Origin of the sequence: Flavobacterium sp. ZT3R18, assembly GCF_007097385.1 — a bacterium.
GTDB lineage: Bacteria > Bacteroidota > Bacteroidia > Flavobacteriales > Flavobacteriaceae > Flavobacterium.
The window spans coordinates 1-20,405 of record NZ_VJZS01000017.1 but is presented as its reverse complement, the minus strand read 5'-3'; the positions used below and the strand labels follow the sequence as shown (position 1 = coordinate 20,405).

Annotated in this window: 20 protein-coding genes, 1 tRNA gene and 1 pseudogene; 17 read left to right on the top strand and 5 right to left on the bottom strand. The window is 34.6% G+C overall.

Annotated features, from left to right (window positions below; translation table 11 throughout):
* Nucleotides 1-4 precede the first annotated feature (4 nt).
* From FNW52_RS15790 to FNW52_RS15775, 4 genes are all read left to right on the top strand, one after another.
* A complete protein-coding gene (locus FNW52_RS15790) occupies nt 5-1,684 on the top strand; it encodes a glycoside hydrolase family 3 protein (RefSeq protein ID WP_143378397.1) in 1,680 nt (559 codons plus the stop codon).
* Between the two features lie 123 nt (nt 1,685-1,807).
* Nucleotides 1,808-2,446, top strand: a complete 639-nt coding sequence (locus FNW52_RS15785) for a peroxiredoxin (protein ID WP_143378396.1) — start codon at nt 1,808-1,810, stop codon at nt 2,444-2,446.
* A gap of 98 nt (nt 2,447-2,544) precedes the next feature.
* The gene (locus FNW52_RS15780) at nt 2,545-2,853 is read left to right on the top strand and encodes a co-chaperone YbbN (RefSeq protein WP_143378395.1); all 309 of its coding nucleotides are present in this window, start codon (nt 2,545-2,547) and stop codon (nt 2,851-2,853) included.
* A 121-nt stretch (nt 2,854-2,974) separates the two neighbouring features.
* On the top strand, nt 2,975-3,232 hold the full coding sequence (locus FNW52_RS15775; RefSeq protein WP_143378394.1) for a hypothetical protein: 258 nt from the start codon (nt 2,975-2,977) through the stop codon (nt 3,230-3,232).
* Nucleotides 3,233-3,425: 193 nt separating this feature from the next.
* On the opposite strand, the gene FNW52_RS15770 is transcribed toward FNW52_RS15775, so the two are convergent.
* Nucleotides 3,426-4,079 carry a TetR/AcrR family transcriptional regulator gene (locus FNW52_RS15770; protein WP_255515617.1) on the bottom strand — a complete coding sequence of 218 codons (654 nt, stop codon included), beginning with the start codon at nt 4,077-4,079 and terminating at the stop codon, nt 3,426-3,428.
* A gap of 147 nt (nt 4,080-4,226) precedes the next feature.
* Between FNW52_RS15770 and FNW52_RS15765 the strand changes: the two genes are divergently transcribed.
* From FNW52_RS15765 to FNW52_RS15705, 13 genes are all read left to right on the top strand, one after another.
* A complete protein-coding gene (locus FNW52_RS15765; RefSeq protein ID WP_143378392.1) occupies nt 4,227-5,762 on the top strand; it encodes a SulP family inorganic anion transporter in 1,536 nt (511 codons plus the stop codon).
* Nucleotides 5,763-6,077: 315 nt separating this feature from the next.
* A complete protein-coding gene (locus tag FNW52_RS15760) occupies nt 6,078-6,731 on the top strand; it encodes a carbonic anhydrase family protein (RefSeq protein WP_143378391.1) in 654 nt (217 codons plus the stop codon).
* A 66-nt stretch (nt 6,732-6,797) separates the two neighbouring features.
* Nucleotides 6,798-7,565, top strand: coding sequence for a DUF2490 domain-containing protein (locus FNW52_RS15755; RefSeq protein WP_143378389.1), 768 nt, complete (start codon nt 6,798-6,800; stop codon nt 7,563-7,565).
* A 156-nt stretch (nt 7,566-7,721) separates the two neighbouring features.
* The gene (locus FNW52_RS15750; RefSeq protein WP_143378388.1) at nt 7,722-8,633 is read left to right on the top strand and encodes a TerC family protein; all 912 of its coding nucleotides are present in this window, start codon (nt 7,722-7,724) and stop codon (nt 8,631-8,633) included.
* Between the two features lie 62 nt (nt 8,634-8,695).
* Nucleotides 8,696-9,529, top strand: coding sequence for a universal stress protein (locus FNW52_RS15745; RefSeq protein WP_143378387.1), 834 nt, complete (start codon nt 8,696-8,698; stop codon nt 9,527-9,529).
* A 425-nt stretch (nt 9,530-9,954) separates the two neighbouring features.
* Nucleotides 9,955-10,452: a thiol peroxidase gene (gene tpx, locus FNW52_RS15740; protein ID WP_143378386.1), complete on the top strand. Its 498-nt coding sequence runs from the start codon at nt 9,955-9,957 to the stop codon at nt 10,450-10,452.
* Between the two features lie 8 nt (nt 10,453-10,460).
* Nucleotides 10,461-10,835 carry a diacylglycerol kinase family protein gene (locus tag FNW52_RS15735; RefSeq protein WP_143378385.1) on the top strand — a complete coding sequence of 125 codons (375 nt, stop codon included), beginning with the start codon at nt 10,461-10,463 and terminating at the stop codon, nt 10,833-10,835.
* Nucleotides 10,836-10,853: 18 nt separating this feature from the next.
* Nucleotides 10,854-13,292, top strand: coding sequence for a DNA translocase FtsK (locus FNW52_RS15730; protein WP_143378384.1), 2,439 nt, complete (start codon nt 10,854-10,856; stop codon nt 13,290-13,292).
* A gap of 405 nt (nt 13,293-13,697) precedes the next feature.
* The gene (locus FNW52_RS15725) at nt 13,698-14,291 is read left to right on the top strand and encodes an outer membrane lipoprotein carrier protein LolA (protein ID WP_370511573.1); all 594 of its coding nucleotides are present in this window, start codon (nt 13,698-13,700) and stop codon (nt 14,289-14,291) included.
* A 6-nt stretch (nt 14,292-14,297) separates the two neighbouring features.
* Nucleotides 14,298-15,749: an LptF/LptG family permease gene (locus tag FNW52_RS15720; RefSeq protein ID WP_143378382.1), complete on the top strand. Its 1,452-nt coding sequence runs from the start codon at nt 14,298-14,300 to the stop codon at nt 15,747-15,749.
* 1 nt (nt 15,750) lies between these two features.
* Entirely contained in the window at nt 15,751-16,884 is a 1,134-nt protein-coding gene (gene ribB / locus FNW52_RS15715) for a 3,4-dihydroxy-2-butanone-4-phosphate synthase (RefSeq protein WP_143378381.1), read from the top strand.
* A 458-nt stretch (nt 16,885-17,342) separates the two neighbouring features.
* Nucleotides 17,343-17,430, top strand: a tRNA-Ser gene (locus FNW52_RS15710).
* 261 nt (nt 17,431-17,691) lie between these two features.
* Complete coding sequence (locus FNW52_RS15705; protein WP_143378380.1) at nt 17,692-18,912, top strand: site-specific integrase; 1,221 nt, start codon at nt 17,692-17,694, stop codon at nt 18,910-18,912.
* 156 nt (nt 18,913-19,068) lie between these two features.
* Here FNW52_RS15705 and FNW52_RS15700 read toward each other — a convergent pair whose 3' ends face one another.
* The 4 genes and pseudogenes from FNW52_RS15700 to FNW52_RS20845 form a co-directional block, all read right to left on the bottom strand.
* Nucleotides 19,069-19,359: a helix-turn-helix domain-containing protein gene (locus tag FNW52_RS15700; protein ID WP_143378379.1), complete on the bottom strand. Its 291-nt coding sequence runs from the start codon at nt 19,357-19,359 to the stop codon at nt 19,069-19,071.
* 69 nt (nt 19,360-19,428) lie between these two features.
* A complete protein-coding gene (locus FNW52_RS15695) occupies nt 19,429-19,860 on the bottom strand; it encodes a hypothetical protein (RefSeq protein WP_143378378.1) in 432 nt (143 codons plus the stop codon).
* A gap of 7 nt (nt 19,861-19,867) precedes the next feature.
* Nucleotides 19,868-20,185: a hypothetical protein gene (locus FNW52_RS15690; RefSeq protein ID WP_143378377.1), complete on the bottom strand. Its 318-nt coding sequence runs from the start codon at nt 20,183-20,185 to the stop codon at nt 19,868-19,870.
* 14 nt (nt 20,186-20,199) lie between these two features.
* Nucleotides 20,200-20,405, bottom strand: a pseudogene (locus tag FNW52_RS20845) (hypothetical protein); the annotation flags it as partial.

The window sequence follows — 20,405 nt, the reverse complement described above, 5'->3', positions numbered from 1 at the left end:
ATCAATGACACTACAACAAAAAATAGGACAATTCTTTTTTCCAGCCGTTTTCATTAACGACACCGAGGAAAACATCCAAGAAACAGAACGATTAATCAAGGAATACAATATAGGAGGATTGACCTTTTTTCATAGTAGAGCCAGTGCGGCAACCAACTATGAAAAGCCAATAAAAAAGGTGTCATCCAATTTAAAAAAAGGCTTTCCTGACGACCCAAGGCAAAAAATAAATCTTCCGGAAGAATCCAAGAAAAAAGTGGAGATAAACGAAGATAGCTACCAACGCTTGAAAGACCTTATTGTTCGCTATCAAAAATGCAGTACCACTCCGCTATTAATGAGCATTGATGCCGAATGGGGTTTAGCCATGCGTGTCGAGAAAACACCGCAATATCCCTATGCCATTACACTTGGTGCTTTGCCAGACAGCGAAATTGGTTTGGTTTACGAAGTAGGAAAACAAATCGCATTGGACTTAAAATCGGCGGGAATTCATTATAATCTGGCACCATTGGCCGATATAAATAACAACCCCAACAATCCCGTGATTGGCTACCGTTCTTTTGGTTCCAATAAAGAAAAAGTGGCTCGTTTTGCATTAGAATACCTTCGTGGGATGTCGGATGTCGGGATTCTGGGTTGTCTAAAACACTTTCCCGGACACGGAAACACCAATGTCGATTCGCATTTGGGATTGCCTGTTTTAACCGAGAATTTAGAACAGTTACTAGAAAACGAATTGGTTCCATTCATCAAAGGAATCGAAAATCAAGTCGATTCCATTATGATCGGGCATCTAGCCGTTCCCGCTTTGAACGACGGAAAAGACACCTCGGCGACTTTGTCAAAAAACATAATCGAATCCCTTTTGCGCGAGCGATTGGGCTATGATGGCTTGGTCATTTCGGATGCTTTGAATATGCATAGCGTTTCCAAATTATACGATATTAAAGGTCAACTGGAATGGGAAGCCTTCAATGCCGGAAACGATGTATTGTGTTTTGCCGAAAACGTACCCGAAGGTATCCAAGAAATCCTAAAAAACGCGACTCCGGAACGCATCGAAGCGAGTTACAATCGCGTTATAAAATGCAAACAAAAAGCGGGACTTTTTGATTCGAACCCAACCATTGCAGGAGATTTTGATTTTAAAATCACTTCCGAATTAAATCGAAAAATTGCCGATTATTGCATTACTGACATCAAGGACAACAACAGTTCTATAATTGTTTTTGATGCTAAAAATAGAGAACGTCTAGCTAAATTAAGCGTTTACAAAACGATTGAGAATCCGTTTTTTAAAACATTAGCTCCAATCTTACCTTCTCCTGAATATGCTATTGAAAACGCAAATGATTTAATAGATACTACACTAAAAGAAGACCTTGCTCCATTTGATACCGTACTCATTTCTTTATTTGTGCCCAAAGCAAAGCCGCTGAATAAATTTGATTTGGAAGATTCGGTCTTGGACTTTTTGGGACAATTGTTTCAAACCAAAAAATGCATTTTGTATGTTTTTGGGAATCCGTATGCGTTGCAAGTCATTCCAAACCTAGAAAAAGCAATCGGAATTGTCGAAATGTATCAGGATTTTGTAGAGTTTCAGGAAAGTGCTGCTAAACAATTATTAGAAGACAAAAAAGGAAAAGGTAGCTTACCTGTTTCAATTCCAACAATTTAGAGTATTACCATAAGCACATACTATCGCTAAATAAATATTAATAATCAAAATTTATCAAAAGCATCTTTTTATAACCCTTATATTTGCACCATTAAAAAAATTAAATAACTAAAATTAATAAATATGTCATTAGTAGGTAAAAAATTCCCAAGTATTGCAGTAGACGCTATCTCCGAAATGGGAGACAATTTGAAAATCAATATTTTTGAGGAAGCTACAAAAAACAACAAAAAAGTACTTTTGTTTTGGTACCCAAAAGATTTCACTTTTGTATGTCCAACTGAATTACACGCTTTTCAAGCTGCTTTGCCGGAATTCGAAAAAAGAAATACTATCGTAATTGGTGCGTCTTGTGATACTAACGAAGTTCACTTTGCATGGTTAAACATTCCAAAAAACAATGGTGGAATAGAAGGTGTTACTTACCCAATTCTTGCTGACACTAACAGAAACTTATCTAACATTTTAGGAATTCTTGATATTGATTCAACTGAGTATAGCGAAGAAACAGATTCAGTAATCGTTGAAGGTTCTAATGTTACTTTCAGAGCGACTTACTTAATTGACGAGACTGGAAAAATCTTCCACGAAAGTGTAAACGATATGCCACTAGGACGTAACGTAAACGAATATTTACGTATGGTTGATGCTTATACGCACATTCAAGAAAAAGGTGAAGTTTGTCCTGCAAACTGGGAAGCTGGTAAAGAAGCAATGAATGCAGATAGAAAAAGTACTGCTGAATACCTAAGTCTTAACTAATTTTAAAAAGACTCTAAGCTACTAAGTCGCTAAGATTCTGAGTTTTTAAACTTAGTAACTTAGAGACTTAGAATCTTAGCAACTTAAAATAAAAATCTATGTTAATCGAATTAAACGAAGATACGTTAGGGGCTTTAATAGCGCAAAACGAAAAAGTAGTAGTTCAATTTTCGGCCTCTTGGTGTGGAAATTGCAGAATTATGAAACCAAAATTCAAAAAATTGGCTTCAGAAAATGACGGAATTTCTTTTGTTCTGGTTGACGCCGAAAATTATCCAGAATCCAGAAAACTGGCCAATGTAAGCAACTTGCCTACTTTTGCCACTTTCGTAAACGGAAAATTGGTCAACGAAACCCAAACCAACAAACAAGAAGTTTTAGTTGAATTGGTACAAGAAATAGTGTAAAGTTTAAAGTTGAGCAACAGTACTAAAAAGTTTAATGTTTGTATTAAAAATTAACTCTACGTTCTGCACATTGCTACGGAAAACTTTAAACCTTAAACTTTAAACTTTAAACAAAACAGAAATGAAGTTACCCGTAATAAAACACTTGACCCAGTTCATTGAAGAAAATGATCAAGATTACATCATAGAAACCATCGAAGTTCTGGAAGCCATGACCGAAATTACCTCATTGAAAGATGAAGAATTAGATGTCATTGGTGAATTAATTTCGAATATGTACGGCGCCCTAGAAGTTCATAAATTGATCAAAGAAGGAACTGACAAAAAAGAAGCCTTGAATACTTTCATGAAAAGAGTTTTGGGATCTATCGATAAGTAAAATCATTTCTTAAGCATACAAAAACGCATTCTGTAATGGAATGCGTTTTTTTTTGTCTATTTTTTCAAACCGATGAAAAAGCGTTATTTTATATTGCTTTTTTTAAAATAAAAATTATTCCGCCCAAAGACAAATGCTATATTCCATTTTTAGTACAATACAAAGAATTCAATAACTTAATGAAACACAACGACTATACTTTATTAATACTCGAAAAAACCAAATCTTCTAAAAATGCAATAATTTCGGTTTCATTTTTACTTTCTCCAAAATCGGTAAGTAACGGAAGATGAACCATAAAATAATTCTGAAAATGTGCCATTTCAATAATGGTTGTAGCTAATGATTTAGGATATTTATATGCTGGATTATATTCTAAAATAACACTTCCTATCATTGCACAAAGCTCTTTGTAGGGCTTAAAAAAATGATGCTTATTATCTTCTCCAACGTGTTTTGTCAAATAAACTTTAGATCCCTCCGAAATTACAATCTGATGCAACAAACTTTCATTTATATAAATTGTCATATCATCATCCTCTACAGTTGATGCTAATAACTTGATTATTTTCTTTAATCTAATTGTTGGATCTATAATATTGTTGGTTTCAAAACTTATCTGAAATTTAAGCCAATTCCAATACCACGCCACAATATATATCAGTAATCGATGTTTGTTTTCAAAATAACGATAGATGCTTGCTTCAGTTGAATTTATTCCCTCAGCCAGTTTCTTAAAAGTAAATGACTCAAAGCCACTCTTGTAGATTAATTCAATACTATGCTGAATTATTTTTTTACCTAATTCAGAACTTTCCGGATTACGAAGATATAATTCTTCATTCATTTTTATCTGAATATGCAACTTCATTTTGTATTGGTTTGATTTTATTTACAAAACTACAAAAAATATTTAACAATTATTTACGATAGTATTACTATTATATAAAGTAATAACTCTATCTTTGTAGAAATTCACGTCAAATAAAAAAATATGTTTAAAGAAATCAAAAACGACTTGCCTGCAAGTATTATAGTATTCTTTGTTGCTTTACCATTATGTTTAGGTATTGCTTTGGCATCTGGTGCACCATTATTTTCTGGAATTATAGCAGGTATTATCGGCGGCATAATTGTAGGTACTGCTAGTGGTTCTCCATTAGGTGTTAGTGGTCCAGCTGCAGGGTTGGCCGTTATTGTTTTAACTTCAATCGCTTCATTGGGTTCTTGGGAAGTATTTTTAATGGCAGTTGTACTGTCTGGGGTTATTCAGTTGGCTTTAGGATATGCAAAAGCAGGTTTTATTGCCTACTTTTTTCCTACATCTGTAATCAAAGGAATGCTGACGGGTATTGGTCTTTTAATTATTTTAAAACAAATTCCTCACGCTTTGGGTTGGGACAAAGACGCTATGGGTAATGATGCCTTTTTGCAAGCCGATGGGCAGAATACTTTTTCAGAAATTTCGCAAGCCCTAAACTTTATAACGCCTGGAGCTGTGCTTATTGGTGTACTATCATTGGCCATTCTGATTTTTTGGGATAAGATTTTAATGAAAAAACACAAAATATTTCAAATTATTCAAGGACCAATTGTTGTAGTTGGTTTGGGAATTTTGATGAATTATTTTTATCAAAACGGAATTTTAAATTTCACCTTATCTACAAAACAAGTGGTTTCATTGCCTGTTCCCGATTCTATTGGTGGTTTCCTTAGTCAATTTACATTTCCTGATTTTGCAGCATTAACAAATTTTAAAGTTTATGAAGTAGCTATTATTATTGCTATTGTAGGAAGTTTAGAAACCCTACTTTGTGTAGAAGCAACCGATAAACTTGACCCAGACAGACGAATTACGCCTACCAACCGTGAGTTGAAAGCACAAGGGATTGGAAATATTGTTTCTGGGCTTATTGGCGGTTTGCCAATAACACAAGTTATTGTTCGTAGTTCGGCAAACATCTCTTTTGGAGGAAAAACAAAAATGTCTGCCATTTTGCACGGAGTTTTCTTATTGATTAGTGCCGTTACTATTGCAAGTTTAATGAACATGATTCCTTTGGCAAGTTTAGCGGCAATACTATTAATGGTGGGTTATAAATTAGCCAAACCTGCACTTTTTAAGGATATGTATAAATTGGGATGGGAGCAATTTATTCCTTTTACAATGACCGTAGTCGCTATTTTAGCAACAGATTTGTTAAAAGGGATTACCGTAGGGATTTTATTTGGCATCTTCTACACCTTACGTCATAGTTACAGAAACTCGCATCACCTGAAAGATAAAGTGAAAAATGAAGAAGGACAAGAAGTACATCACATCGTTTTGGCTGAAGAAGTTTCTTTCTTTAACAAAGCTAGTATCATTGAAACCTTAGATTTAATTCCGGGGAATTCAAAAGTCATTATTGATTTTTCTAAATCAAAATCAGTGGCTTATGATGTATTGGAAATTATAAGAGATTTTGAGACCCATGCCAAAACATTAAACATATCGGTAGAGAGAATTAAATTTATGGAAACAAAGTAATTTTTTTGGCTTAAGAGATTGTCCTAAGTATTTTGATTTTATAATCGAAACTTTATATCAAAAAAAATGGTTCTACCATGAATTGTGTGGGTAAGAAAAAATAAAGAAAAATTTTTACCATTAAGAGATTAAGAAAAATTAAGTTTTCTAGGACTTAATGAACCTTAATAACTTAATGGTGCAAAGAAAAATTAAATTTTTAATTTTTAAAACCCACACGATTGAGTGTAGAACCAAAAAAATTAAGTAAATCACCGTTTGAAACAATATGAATTATCTCGATTCCCTATTACTAACAATATAAAATAAATAAAAATGAAAACATTAAACAAAGAATTGCAAGATGCCATTACCCCTACTATGGCGATTGAGATATTAAAAGAAGGAAACAAAAGATTTTTGAATAATCTTAAAGTAAACCGTAACCTTTTACAGCAAGCCAACGAAACATCAGATGGGCAGCACCCATTTGCCGCTATTTTGAGTTGTATTGACTCTCGGACTTCGGCTGAGTTGATTTTTGATCAAGGATTAGGAGACGTTTTTAGTGTTCGTATTGCAGGTAATATTATCAACGAAGATATTTTAGGCAGCATGGAGTTTGCAACAAAGGTTGCCGGCTCTAAAATAATCGTAGTCTTGGGTCATACAAAATGTGGTGCCGTAAAAGGCGCTTGTGACCATGTGGAAATGGGGAACTTAACCGCTTTGTTATCTAAAATCCAACCCGCTGTTTATGATGAAAAATCGGAGACCGAAAATCGTAGTTCAAGCAATGGCGAGTTCGTAGAAAAAGTAGCTACCATAAATGTAAAAAGAACGGTGCATGGCATAATGGAACGCAGCCCAATTCTAAAAGAAATGATAGAAAAAGGTGAGATTGGAATTGTAGGCGGAACGCATGATATTACAACTGGATTAGTGACTTTCTATGATGATACTATGATTGTAAATGGGACTAAAAAATAAAAAATAGAAACATTATTCACCAAACGTGCAGTCGTAAATCGGCTGCACGTTTTATATTTTACTCTTATGAAGTTTTTCAAACAATTAATACTCTTTTCTATACTTATTACCATAAGCAACAGTTTTTATGCCCAAGAACAGAGATTGTCGGACTATAATAATATTGGCTGGCTGGCCTTTATTGCAACTGTAAAAATAAGTCCGAAAATTGCCTTGCATACCGAATATCAACTCCGCAGAGTAGATGCGTTAGAAAGTCCACAGCAAAATTTATTGCGTGCAGGGGTGAATTATACATTGAGAAAAGATGTGAATTTAAATGCAGGTTACGCTTTTGCTGAAACGGAACCTTATGGTGATTATCCAAATGCAAACGCTTTCTCCGAACATCGTATTTATGAGCAAATAGTTTTAAAAAATCCAATAGGAAAAGTGGACGTATCCCATCGCTTTACATTAGAACAACGGTTTATCGAAAAGTTTTTGGTTCAAAATGGAGGAACCGTCACAGACTGGGTTTTCCAAAACAGGATGCGATATAGACTCAGAACAGAGATTCCTGTATTTAAAAACAGTACCGATAATCACAGCTGGAGCATTATTTTAATGGACGAGATCTTTGTTGGTTTCGGAAAAAATGTTGGAGTAAATGTTTTTGACCAAAACCGATTTGCGGCATTAGTAGGTTATAAAGTCAATAAAAATGTAAAAATTGAAGCGGGTTATTTGAGTCAGATTTTACAGCAAGCGAAAATGGTAAATAACAAATCTGTGTTTCAATACAATAGTGGGTTTCTGCTTACTACATATTTGTCTTTTGATACAATCAAATAATTTTTTCGTTTTATTTGATTGGTTTTAAATTAAACATGAGGTTAAGCACTTAGTTACTAGACTTGATGAGTCTTGTTTTAAAAAACAGAATGCCCTGATGTGTAAAAAATAGATTAACTTTAATGTACTTAATGCTAAATTAAACAAGATACGAATATGCAAACGGATTTGAGTTTTTGGATTGGGTTTAATGTATTTGTACTATTGATGCTTGCATTGGATTTAGGGGTTTTTAACCGCAAAGCCCATGAAATAAGTATTAAAGAAGCCGTGATCTGGACGGGAGTTTGGGTAACACTTGCCATGTGCTTTAATGTGCTTATTTATTATTGGCAAGGTGAGGTAAAAGCATTGGAGTTTTTTACGGGTTATGTGATTGAAAAAGCATTGAGTGTCGATAATATTTTTGTTTTCGTTTTAATTTTTTCTTATTTCAAAACTCCGGCGATTCATCAGCATAAAATTTTGTTTTGGGGAATCATCGGGGCATTGATAATGCGGGCAGCTTTTATTTTTGCGGGAGTGGCCTTACTCGAAAAATTCCACTGGACGATTTATGTTTTCGGGGCGATACTGATTTATACAGGATATAAGATGCTTACGCAAAAGGAGATCATAATTGAACCGGAAAAAAATCCCCTAATAAAGTTATTCAGAAGAGTAATGCCTGTTACTAATGAACTGCATGGCGGAAAATTTTTTGTAAAACAAGACGGGAAACGGTTTGCAACGCCTTTATTTTTAGTGTTGGTGTTGATTGAAACCACCGATTTGATTTTTGCGGCAGATAGCATTCCTGCAATACTGGCCATCACCCAAGACCATTTTATTGTTTATACTTCAAATGTGTTTGCCATACTTGGCTTGCGCTCTTTGTATTTTGCACTGGCGGGAATGATGGATAAATTCCGGTATTTGTCGAAGGGGCTTGCTTTGATATTAATATTTGTCGGGCTGAAGATGTTGCTGGTAGATTTCTACAAATTGCCAATACAAATTGCATTGCTGGTAATTGTTGTTATTTTAATCTTGAGCATTACAGCATCATTGATGTCAAGCAAGAGATGATAATAGATTTAATCTGTCAATTGAATAGTGTTTTGCCATAATAACAATCAACATAAAAGATAATGGATAAAATTCTTGTTACCACCGATTTCTCTTCTAACTCAAAAGCAGCTTTGCGGTTTGCCATTCAATTGGCATCACAACATAAATTTGAGTTGACTTTTTTTCATTCCTATTACATTGCAAATCTCACGTCGTTGAGCAATCCCGCCTTTGCTGATTATGAAAGGAAAGAATCGAATAAAATTCAAAAAAAACTGAATCAATTTGTAGAATCGGTTTATAGGGACATGGATGTTGTTTCTATAAATAAGAAGTGTGTAATAAATAGTGCTGTTCTTACGGACAGCAATATCAGGGAATATGCTCAGGAAAATAGATTCAATTTTATCTGCATCAGCACCAGAGGCTCAGGAAAACTAAAAAAAATATTCGGGACAAACACTTCCAGTCTAATCGCCCATTCAATAGTTCCTGTTATAGCCGTACCCCACAATTATAGTCGAAGTGAAATAAAAAGCGTCATTTACGCCTCGGACCTTGTGAATCTTGAAAACGAACTTGAAAAAGTAATTGACTTCACAAAGCCATTAAAGGCAAAAGTTGAAATACTCCATTTCAATTATCCCGCCGAAATAACAACAAACAAAAACACCATAGATCAATTGGTAAAAAAAAATTCAAGGCACAATATTAAACTGCATATCGAAAATGTCAATCTCGCAGATAGTTTGATTTCAAATATAGAAGCTGTAATTAAGCGATCAAAACCTTCCATGATGATTATGTTCACGCAACAGAACAGAAGTTTTTTCGACAAAATATTTTTCTCCAGTAACTCCGCCAATTATTCCTTTAATGCCAAAGTCCCATTACTTGTTTTTAATAAAATATAAGTTCAAAAAATAGAGAGGTAAAAAATGGCAAAAATACCCATAGGCAACTTCCAGTAACTTGTCGGTTTTAATACTTACCATCAACTTTGGGTAGAAGAGCGGGGTAAGCTTTTATTACTTGAATGCACCAACCAAAAATTATGAAATTAAAGAAAGATCATTTGGGCGAGCCACCATTAGAAAAAGCGGCTGCTTTAGTTTGTCAATAGTCGCCACTTTCCCTAATGCTGTCGGGCTATGCGCGCTACAAGGTAGCCAGCTCCTATCCCTCTCGCGGAAAAAACTGGCATCCAGTTGCAGATTTCAGAGAAAACAATCACGCAAACAAAGAAAACTGATAACAGATAACGCATAACCCATAACTATTTTTTTTTAGTTTCAAATATTAATCCTTACTTTTGAACCTCATTAAAAAAGCAAAAAAAATGGCTGCAATAACATTAGGCGGAAACCCAATAAACACATCAGGTGAATTACCAAAAGTAGGTTCAAAACTAGCTGATTTCAAATTAGTTCAAAATGATTTATCAGTTGCTGATTTAAGCACTTTTGCTGGTAAAAAATTAGTCTTAAATATTTTCCCTAGTATTGATACAGGAACTTGTGCAACATCGGTTAGAAAATTCAACGAAACTGCAAGTAACTTGGCTAATACAACTGTATTGTGTATTTCTAGAGATTTACCTTTTGCCCAAAAACGTTTTTGTGGAGCTGAAGGTCTTAAAAATGTAGTAAACCTATCTGATTTTCAAGAAGGCTCTTTTGGCAAAAGCAATGGTTTAGATATCGTTGATGGTCCATTAGCTGGATTGCACTCAAGAGTTATCATTGTAGTTGACGAAAACGGTACTGTTAATCACACAGAACAAGTGGGCGAAATTGCAAACGAACCTAATTATGAAGCAGCATTAGCCGCACTTTAATAGCCTATATGGAATTTCAAAAAGACAATACCTTATTGACGGGCCGACTGAAAAGCATGAAATTCGCTTTTCAGGGTGCCGTTAAATTAATTACTACTGAGCACAGTATTATGGTTCAATTCTCCATTGGAATCATAATGACTATTGCAGGTTTTTATTTTCACATCACCACTACCGAATGGCTTTTTCAAACCATGGCTATCGGATTAATCATGAGTGTTGAAGGATTGAATACGGCTGTAGAAAAAATAGCCGATTTTATTCATCCCAATTATCATGAAAGAATTGGTTTCATCAAAGATATCGCCGCTGGTGCCGTATTTTTTGCAGCCTTGACAGCAATCGCTATCGGCCTTATTATTTATATCCCAAAATTTTTATAGGTTCAACTAAATTCAAGAATGGCAAAAACAACAAAAAAAGAACCTTCGGATAAAAAAAACGTATCAGAACCTAAAGGAATAAAATCTTGGGAATTTTCTAAACAACACAAAATTGTTTTAGGATCCCTTTTGGTCTTATTTTCAATAGCTTTATTGGTAGCATTTGTTTCCTTTTTTATCTATGGACAAATGGATCAGAGTGCTGTATCCGAATTGACTAACCGCGATGAAGTAGTTCAAAACTGGTTAGGGAAATTTGGAGCCTACTTAGCCGATTTAATGATATACAAAGGTTTTGGAGTTGCCGCCTTTATATTCGTACGTTTATTTTTCCTTACTGGAATGTATCTAGTACTGAATCTTTCCGTTAAAAAACTAAAAGGAATTTGGTTTTGGGATTTATTCGTAGTCATAATTCTATCCGTATTGTTTGGTTTTTTCGCCACTTCATTACCCGAATTAGGCGGAACAATAGGCTATGAACTGAATTTATTTTCTCAAGATTACATCGGAAAAACAGGAACATTTTTGACACTGGTTTTTGGTTTAATCATTTATATCATTTTTAAACTTCAAGTATCGCCAGAAAAAGTACAATCCTTTTTTGAGAACACTAAAAAAGAAATCAAAGAAGATTTGACTCCAAGTCCTGTTCTGTCCTCAAACGACAGTTTCTATAATTTAGAAGAATTTGCTGTAGAGGAACCTGAAGAAGAATTAAATAACATTCATTTAAAATCGGCTGGTTCACAGTTCGAAATAAACAAAGAAGCATTGAAACCAACAATTTCTAACGCTTCTGAAATTAATTTGGAGCCAACGATCAAACCGCTTGCCATGGAGATTCTACCAACCGCAGCACCCATTAAAGAAGAAGCATTCGTAATCGAAAAAGCGATTGAAGAAGACATTATTGAAGACAACTTGGCTTCTCGATTAGTTTCTGATTTTGGTTTGTTTGATCCTACTTTGGATTTATCAAATTACAAATACCCAACCATCGATTTATTAAAAGAATATTCGACTGGCGGTATTACCATCAATCAGGAAGAATTAGAAGAAAACAAAAATAGAATTGTAGATACCCTTCGCAATTACAAGATAGAAATTGCCCAGATTAAAGCGACTGTTGGTCCATCGGTAACCTTATATGAAATTGTACCCGAAGCGGGAATTCGTATTTCAAAAATTAAGAGTTTAGAAGATGATATTGCCTTGTCACTTTCAGCTTTAGGAATTCGTATCATTGCCCCTATTCCCGGAAAAGGAACTATTGGTATTGAGGTTCCGAACAAGAATCCAACCATGGTTTCTATGAAAAGTGTGATAGGTTCAGCTAAATTTCAAGAAGCTGAAATGGAATTACCTATTGCGCTTGGAAAAACAATTTCAAACGAAACCTTCGTGGTCGATTTGGCCAAAATGCCCCACCTATTGATGGCGGGAGCTACCGGACAAGGAAAATCAGTTGGTTTGAATGCGGTATTGACTTCGCTTTTATACAAAAAACATCCAGCGGAAGTAAAATTTGTATTGGTCGATCCTAAAAAAGTAGAGCTTACCCTTTTCAACAAAATCGAGAGACATTACCTCGCCAAATTGCCCGATACCGAAGATGCCATTATCACGGATAATGCCAAGGTGGTAGCTACGTTAAACTCTCTTTGTGTAGAAATGGACAATCGTTATTCTTTATTGAAAGACGCAATGGTTCGTAACATCAAGGAATACAACGATAAGTTTAAAGCCAGAAAATTAAATCCAGAAAACGGACATCGTTTTTTACCCTATATCGTATTGGTGGTCGATGAATTTGCCGATTTGATTATGACAGCGGGAAAAGAGGTAGAAGTACCCATTGCCCGTTTGGCGCAATTGGCCCGTGCCATTGGTATTCACTTGATTATTGCTACCCAAAGACCATCGGTAAACGTAATTACTGGTTTAATCAAAGCCAACTTCCCTGCGAGAATCGCTTTTAGAGTTACCTCAAAAATAGATTCAAGAACTATTTTGGACACCGCAGGAGCGGATCAATTAATAGGACGTGGAGATATGTTGTACACCAACGGAAATGACGTTGTCCGTGTGCAATGTGCTTTTATAGACACGCCAGAGGTAGAGAAAATAACTGAGTTCATTGGCGCACAAAAAGCCTATGCTACCGCTTATTTACTTCCGGAATTTGTTGGAGAAGATGGTGGAATCAGTCTAGAAATGGATATATCAGAAAGAGATACCTTATTTAGAGAAGCTGCAGAAGTAATTGTGAATGCGCAACAAGGTTCGGCATCATTATTACAACGAAAATTAAAACTGGGTTACAACAGAGCCGGTCGATTAATTGACCAACTCGAAGCTGCAGGAATTGTAGGCCCATTTGAAGGAAGCAAAGCGAGAAGTGTAAACATACAGGATATGACGGGACTGGATCAGTTTTTTAGTAATGAATCGTGAGGTTAGAAAATAGAATAGAGAAAATAGATTGTAGAACACAGTCCTAATAAAATTTAGGATTTTGATTTTTTAGCTTTTTTTTTAGATTCTTTTGATTTATGGTTCTTTATTTTTGCACCAAACATCTTGCTTACACGAGACTGCGTGAGGGATAGAAGCTAGCTACCTTGTAGCGCGTCCCGATAATTATCGGGAAGCCCGGCTCTATTTGGGAAAGGGGCCAATAAACGGTCTGAATGTAAGCCCCTGTCCCAAATAGAGACACGCCAAAATGATTCGAATTCTCAATGGCATATAACAAAACAGTAATTAGAATACAACAAAACAAACATCATAATGACACTACACAAAATAGCAATAAAACCGTTCTTAGGCATTTTACTTGCCTTTTTTATTGGATTTTCTATGCAAGCCCAAGATAAAAAAGCAAAACAATTGCTGGATCAGGTAACTGCCAAAGTAAAGAGTTACAATAACATTGTAATTGATTTTAAATATTCTTTGAACAATGCCAAAGAAAATATCAATCAAGACAGCAAAGGAACGGTTATCATGAAAGGGAACCAATATACCCTGAATTTCATGGGAATTACCAAGATTTTTGACGGTAAAAAAACCTATACTATTGTTCCAGAAGACGAAGAAATCACGATTTCTACCCTTAATGAAAAAGACGATTCGTCCATTACGCCTTCAAAAATGTTGACCTTTTTTAATACAGGTTATAAATTTTCGATGGATATTGTTCAAAATGTAGCTGGTAAGAAAATACAATACATTAAACTCATTCCAACAAACGCCAAAGATCAAAGAAAGGAAATATTGGTTGGAATTGATTCTAAAACCAAAAACATCTACAATGTGATTGAAATTGGTAAAAAAGGGACTAAAACGACATTAACGGTTAATTCTTTTAAAACAAATCAGCCATTACCAAAAAATCAATTTACCTTTGCCCAAAGTAAATACCCAAAGTACTACATCAATAAATTAGACTAATTATTAGTGAAAATTCTAGATAAATACTTATTAAAAACATTCTTAGGTACACTTGCTACGGTATTTGTAATTCTATTTTTTGTATTCATACTGCAAACCGTTTGGTTATTTATAGCTGAATTGGCAGGGAAAGACTTAGACTTTGTAATGGTCATTAAATTTTTGGCTTTTTCGATGCCAAGAATTATACCTTTGGTACTCCCGCTTTCTATTTTATTGGCTTCGATAATGTCTTTTGGAAATTTATCCGAACATTATGAGTTTGCGGCTATGAAATCTTCGGGTATTTCGTTGCAAAGAGCCATGAGAACCTTAACGATTTCTATCGCACTATTAAGCATTGTAGCGTTCATATTTGCCAATAACGTTATCCCTTACGCCGAATTTAAATTTATAAATTTTAGAAAAAACATTGCCCAAGCCAAGCCTGCGCTCGCTATTACCGAAGGACAATTTAGCGATGTAGGTTTGTACACTATTAAGGTGAATAAAAAGTCGGGAGAAAACGGAAATCATCTTACAGGGATTACCATTCATGAGAAATCTAAAAATGGGGACGGCAGCAAAACAGTCATTAGAGCCAAAGACGGAGAATTGATTAGTAGTAATAAAACAAGCATCCTTCAGTTGGTATTGAACGACGGTAATTATTACCAAGACATTGTACCCAAAAAGTATGAAGATCGCGATAAATTACCATTTGCCAAAAGCTCTTTTAAGAAATACAGGATCAATATTGATTTATCGGCATTGAATAAGGTTGACACCAAAGATGAAACCGTATCCAATACAAATACCATGCTTAATGTAAATGACTTAAGCTACACTTTGGATTCTTTGACCAAAAACAGGAATACTGATATAGTCTCTTTTTCAGAGAACAGTTCATCAAGACTCGGCACCTTGGTTGATAATAAAGTCAAAACGAACCCAAAGAAAAAATCCTTTTCAAAAGACTTACTGTCTTTATATACCAACAAACAAAAAGCCGAAATATTAAAAATTACCTGTAGTAATATCGAAAGCAATATGTATGCTATTGACGCTACAAAAACAGAACTTGATAGTAAAAAGAAAAACATCAACGGTCATCTATTGGCACTATATGATAAGTTTGTGATTGTGTATGCCTGCTTTTTAATGTTTTTTATTGGTGCTCCATTGGGTGCCATTATTCGAAAAGGGGGATTAGGACTTCCTATTGTATTTGCCGTTTTGATCTTTATATCCTTTCACTTTATAAATACGTTTGGAAAAAGAATTTCGCAAGAAGACGGAATGCCTCCTTTTTTCGGGTCCTGGATGTCGTCTATGATACTCACTCCATTGGCCATATTATTGACTTATCGTGCAACAAACGATATTGGTTTAATCAATATGGATGTAATTTTATCTCCTATTCAAAAAGTATTTCAAAAAATTTTTCAAAAAATAATTCCATCTCAAAATAAAGAATAAGATGCCTAACTCAAAAATACAACTCAATACCATAGAAGAAGCCATTGAAGATATTCGTCAAGGCAAAGTAATCATTGTCGTTGATGATGAAGATCGCGAAAACGAAGGAGATTTTCTGGCTGCCGCCGAAAAAGTGACTCCAGAAATGATCAACTTTATGGCTACTCATGGTCGTGGATTAATTTGCGCTCCCTTGACCGAAAGTCGTTGTAAAGAGCTTGGATTACACGTTATGGTAAGCAATAATACCGACCCAATGGAGACTGCTTTTACAGTTTCGGTAGATTTGAGAGGTAATGGTGTAACAACCGGGATTTCGGCTGCAGATAGAGCCCAAACTATCCTTTCGTTGGTAGATTCTAATACCAAGCCGCATGATTTGGCACGTCCTGGACATATTTTCCCATTAATCGCCAAACAAGGTGGTGTTTTGAGAAGAACAGGACATACCGAAGCTGCAATTGATTTTGCAAGATTGGCTGGATTCAAATCGGCTGGTGTGATTGTCGAAATCATGAACGAAGACGGAACCATGGCGCGCTTGCCACAATTGGTAAAAGTGGCCAAGAAATTCGACTTAAAATTGGTTTCTATCGAAGCACTTGTTGCTTATAGAATGCAACACGACAGCTTGATTGTAAAGAAAGAGGATTTTGATATTGAAACCCGTTTTGGCACTTTTAGACTAAGAGCGTATCTACAAACTACCAATAAACAAATTCATATCGCCTTGACTAAAGGAACCTGGAATTTAGGCGAAGTGGTATTGACCCGAATCAACTCGACATCGGTTAATAACGACATTTTGGGTACATTGACCAACGATGCCCACAAAAAGCTGGATGATATGTTTCAAATGATCAACGAAGAAGGCAAAGGTGCCGTATTGTTTATCAATCAAGAATTACAATCGGTTGATTTACTAAACCGTATTGTTGAATTAAAAGAGCTACAGACCAAAGGTGAATTTAAAGCTCCACAAATTAAGATGGACAATAAAGATTTTGGAATTGGTGCCCAAATTTTGCACGACCTTGATATCTCTAAAATTCGTCTATTATCAAATGCAGAACAAACCAAACGTGTTGGAATGATAGGATACGGTTTAGAAATAAAAGAATACGTAAAGTATTAAATTAGTAAAAAGTGACTCGTGATTAGCCCGGTCAAACGCATTAAAAAACAATATGATTGTCCGTATTGATACCTAAAGGATGTTTTTTTGACACAGATTCCACAAATTTCCACAAATTGAATGCTCTGTTATATTGAAAATCTGTGCTAATCTGTGGAATTTGTGTCAGTTTTTTTTAGGACGGGACATATAGTCCTAAAAAAAGCTAATTAGTAATCACTTTTCACCAGTCACTTTTACCAAAGGCTAATGGCTTTTCACTAATTGCTCCATTACAACCGTCAATTACCCAATCATTGCAAACTTTTTTTCGTAACTATTCCTTCTCTAAAGCGAAGCAAATGAAACGATTAAAAATTTTCTTAAAAAATAGATGAAATTTTCCTAAAATAGTTTTTTTTAAAACGAAAAAGCTCCCTATATTTGCACTCGCAATCAGGTAATGAGAGCGACATACTGGAGAAATGGCAGAGCGGTCGAATGCGGCAGTCTTGAAAACTGTTGACTGTAACAGGTCCGGGGGTTCGAATCCCTCTTTCTCCGCCAGTTGAAGTTTCAAAAGAAACTTCTAAAGTCAAAAGCCTTTAAATAGTAGTATTTAAAGGCTTTTTCGTTTTTTATAATGTGTCAAAAAACACATATACTATCAAAGAACGGTGACCCTATTAGTGACCCTATTATTTTTTCTGCTTTTTAAGAGAAAATAGGGTCACTAAATCGGAAGAATTCCCTGGGAATTCCCCGCCAACACTAGACACTTTCAAAGTTTTTAAATCAATTTGAATATTAATTTAAAAACAGGAAGTTATGTTAAAAGTAATTTTTTATCTCAAAGCTGGAAAAGCCAACAAAAAGGGAGAATCTCCAATTTTTGCCCGTATCTCGTACAATCAGAAATCTATCACCATGGCAACGGGGAAATCCATCTTAAAAGAAAGGTGGCAGTTTACCAAAAACCTAAGAAATGTGCTTAAACTTGAAAAGGAAAAAGTAATAAAAAATGGATTGGATGTATTTCAACTGAACATTGAAAAAAAATTTAATGAACTAGTCAGAATAGATTCAGATATTTCATTGATCCTGCTAAAAAATGAATTTAATGGCAAAACTAAATTAAAAACTAAAGATGTAAGCATATTAGAAATTTTAGAAAAACATAACAAATACTTTCAAAGAAAGGTTGATGCAGATGAACGCTCAAAGGCTTCACTCCAAAAATATGAACGTTCCAAAGAATTACTTATGACTTTTATAAAAAAACAATATGGTATCAACGACCTTCCATCAAGTGAGATTAGCAGTGCCTTTATTTATAATCTCGAATCATTCCTTAAGTATGAAAGCGATTTTAAAGGCAGGATTGGCATTAAAAACAACTCGATGGTAAAGTACATGAGAATGTATAAAACATCCTGTAATCACAGTATCAAAATGGGAGTAATAGATAAGAACCCGTTTGATCTTTACGATGGTAAGCTGAATATTAAAGATGCTGTATTTCTCACCCAACTGGAATTAAATCTTATTGAAAATAAGAAATTTTCTGTTGAACGACTAGAGAGAGTGAAAGATATATTTCTCTTTAGTTGTTACACCGGTTATGCTCCTGTAGATGCCTCGAACCTTACCTCAAATAATATATTCCAAGATAACAATGAGAATTTCTGGATAATGACTAACAGGGCAAAAACAGACATAAGAGCAAACGTTCCTATACTCCCTCCCACTCTTAAGATAATCAACAAATATAAAAATCTACAGATTGGATTGATCCCTCAGATATCCAATCAAAAAATGAACGCCTATCTTAAGGAAATTGGAGATTTGTGTGGAATAGAAAAAAACCTTACTTGGTATGTGGCCAGACATACATTTGCTACTACAATAACTTTAGGCAACGGAGTCAGAATAGAACATGTTTCGTCAATGATGGGCCATACAAATATTAAGCAAACACAACATTACGCTAAAGTCTTAGATGTAAATGTAATGGAAGACATGTCAAAATTAAAGCAAAAATATAGTTGATCTATAGCTGCTCATATCAAATTTCAAATTCAACTTAAAGAATCGTATTATAAGCACAAAAGGATTCCGATTTGGAATCCTTTTGTGTTTATAAATTGGTACTATCTTATAAAGTGGTTTTAATAAAAATTTCAATCTAGTATCTATTTTTAAAGTTCATTGCCCATTTTCTTTTAGTATCTTTTCTATTTTGGATACCTCATACATATATATATCGCCAAGTTTTGTGTAAGGCAGTATACCTGTTTGACGATATTTTATGATAGTATTATTCGATAAGCCGAAAATTCTCTTTAAATCCTCATTCCTATAATATCGCAGCGCCTGTTTTACATCCTGACCTCTGATTTTAGAATCTATTTTTTCTAATCGGGTATGTAAGGGGTCGAGTAATTGTTTAATTGCCGAGATATACGAGAATTTATTTTCTTTACCTTCTTTAGACATGATTTTGTGATTTTTAATACAAATTAAGACTGGAGAGTAATTCATTTTGGAATCTCATAAACAAAAACACTACCTGCCTGCTAATTTTTCTCTTCGCTTTTGAAATAGCCAAATAATTTTATCTAGAAATTTCAGCTGTTTTTCTCCATAGGTAAATCCCTTGGATTCAGAAAATTGCTTGCTTATTGTATCTATACTAACTTGCAATCCCGCATCTCCAGTATAAGTAAAGTTTCCTTCAATAAACTGCTGCATTTTACTTCTATTATACTTTTCACATTTATCATCAAAAAATAAAATTTTCTCATCCATGAGAATATAGAAGAGTTGTGCTAAATCGTTTTTATTGTAGTGTGAGCTACATTTCTCCTTTAATAAATAATTTTGAGACCTATCTTTATATCTATAACCCTTTTCTTTTAATAGCATCTCAATACATTCCATTTTCTCATGCAACATTGTTACGGCATCAGGAAGCTCCTCCAATGTAAACTTTTTCATAACGCTACTATTTTGAAAATTTAACTTCTAAATCAGATAGATAATAGGGGAAATAAATTACACTCCTCTGATTTCTATTACGTTTTGGCAAATAACTAATATAGCCGTACTCGTTTAGTTCACGCATGCATTTATGGTATGTTACAGGCCCCGTAATCTTGGCTATTTTCATAATTTCATACCTGTATGCTTGAATAGGATTAACAAAACCACTATCCGCTCTAAATTGTAGCAACGCAGCGTATATCCCAATATGAGTAATACTGATACGATAATCTTTCTCAACCGCCTTAAAGAAATCGGATAAAGGTTTTAGTGTTTCCATTATTTCTAAGTGTATCAACTTATGCGCATACCATTACGTTTTGATTGGCTTTCTTTCTGATGCTCATTGTTTTTTTGCATCTGTTTTACGGTTTCCATTGTTTTATTACCCAATGCCGTTGCAAGCGTTACCTTTCTTGAATTTTCATCATAAATGTTTACCAATTTAAACTGGGGATTAGCTTCAATATAAAAGCGATGTTCATTTCCATTTTTAATTA

Coding starts and splice junctions, on each gene's coding strand:
- tpx (WP_143378386.1), top strand. CDS start 9,955: ATGGCTGCAATAACATTAGGCGGAAACCCAATAAACACATCAGGTGAA.
- FNW52_RS15760 (WP_143378391.1), top strand. CDS start 6,078: ATGAAAACATTAAACAAAGAATTGCAAGATGCCATTACCCCTACTATG.
- FNW52_RS15785 (WP_143378396.1), top strand. CDS start 1,808: ATGTCATTAGTAGGTAAAAAATTCCCAAGTATTGCAGTAGACGCTATC.
- FNW52_RS15725 (WP_370511573.1), top strand. CDS start 13,698: ATGCAAGCCCAAGATAAAAAAGCAAAACAATTGCTGGATCAGGTAACT.
- FNW52_RS15790 (WP_143378397.1), top strand. CDS start 5: ATGACACTACAACAAAAAATAGGACAATTCTTTTTTCCAGCCGTTTTC.
- FNW52_RS15750 (WP_143378388.1), top strand. CDS start 7,722: ATGCAAACGGATTTGAGTTTTTGGATTGGGTTTAATGTATTTGTACTA.
- FNW52_RS15735 (WP_143378385.1), top strand. CDS start 10,461: ATGGAATTTCAAAAAGACAATACCTTATTGACGGGCCGACTGAAAAGC.
- FNW52_RS15700 (WP_143378379.1), bottom strand. CDS start 19,359: ATGTCTAAAGAAGGTAAAGAAAATAAATTCTCGTATATCTCGGCAATT.
- ribB (WP_143378381.1), top strand. CDS start 15,751: ATGCCTAACTCAAAAATACAACTCAATACCATAGAAGAAGCCATTGAA.
- FNW52_RS15690 (WP_143378377.1), bottom strand. CDS start 20,185: ATGGAAACACTAAAACCTTTATCCGATTTCTTTAAGGCGGTTGAGAAA.
- FNW52_RS15705 (WP_143378380.1), top strand. CDS start 17,692: ATGTTAAAAGTAATTTTTTATCTCAAAGCTGGAAAAGCCAACAAAAAG.
- FNW52_RS15780 (WP_143378395.1), top strand. CDS start 2,545: ATGTTAATCGAATTAAACGAAGATACGTTAGGGGCTTTAATAGCGCAA.
- FNW52_RS15775 (WP_143378394.1), top strand. CDS start 2,975: ATGAAGTTACCCGTAATAAAACACTTGACCCAGTTCATTGAAGAAAAT.
- FNW52_RS15745 (WP_143378387.1), top strand. CDS start 8,696: ATGGATAAAATTCTTGTTACCACCGATTTCTCTTCTAACTCAAAAGCA.
- FNW52_RS15770 (WP_255515617.1), bottom strand. CDS start 4,079: ATGAATGAAGAATTATATCTTCGTAATCCGGAAAGTTCTGAATTAGGT.
- FNW52_RS15755 (WP_143378389.1), top strand. CDS start 6,798: ATGAAGTTTTTCAAACAATTAATACTCTTTTCTATACTTATTACCATA.
- FNW52_RS15695 (WP_143378378.1), bottom strand. CDS start 19,860: ATGAAAAAGTTTACATTGGAGGAGCTTCCTGATGCCGTAACAATGTTG.
- FNW52_RS15765 (WP_143378392.1), top strand. CDS start 4,227: ATGTTTAAAGAAATCAAAAACGACTTGCCTGCAAGTATTATAGTATTC.
- FNW52_RS15730 (WP_143378384.1), top strand. CDS start 10,854: ATGGCAAAAACAACAAAAAAAGAACCTTCGGATAAAAAAAACGTATCA.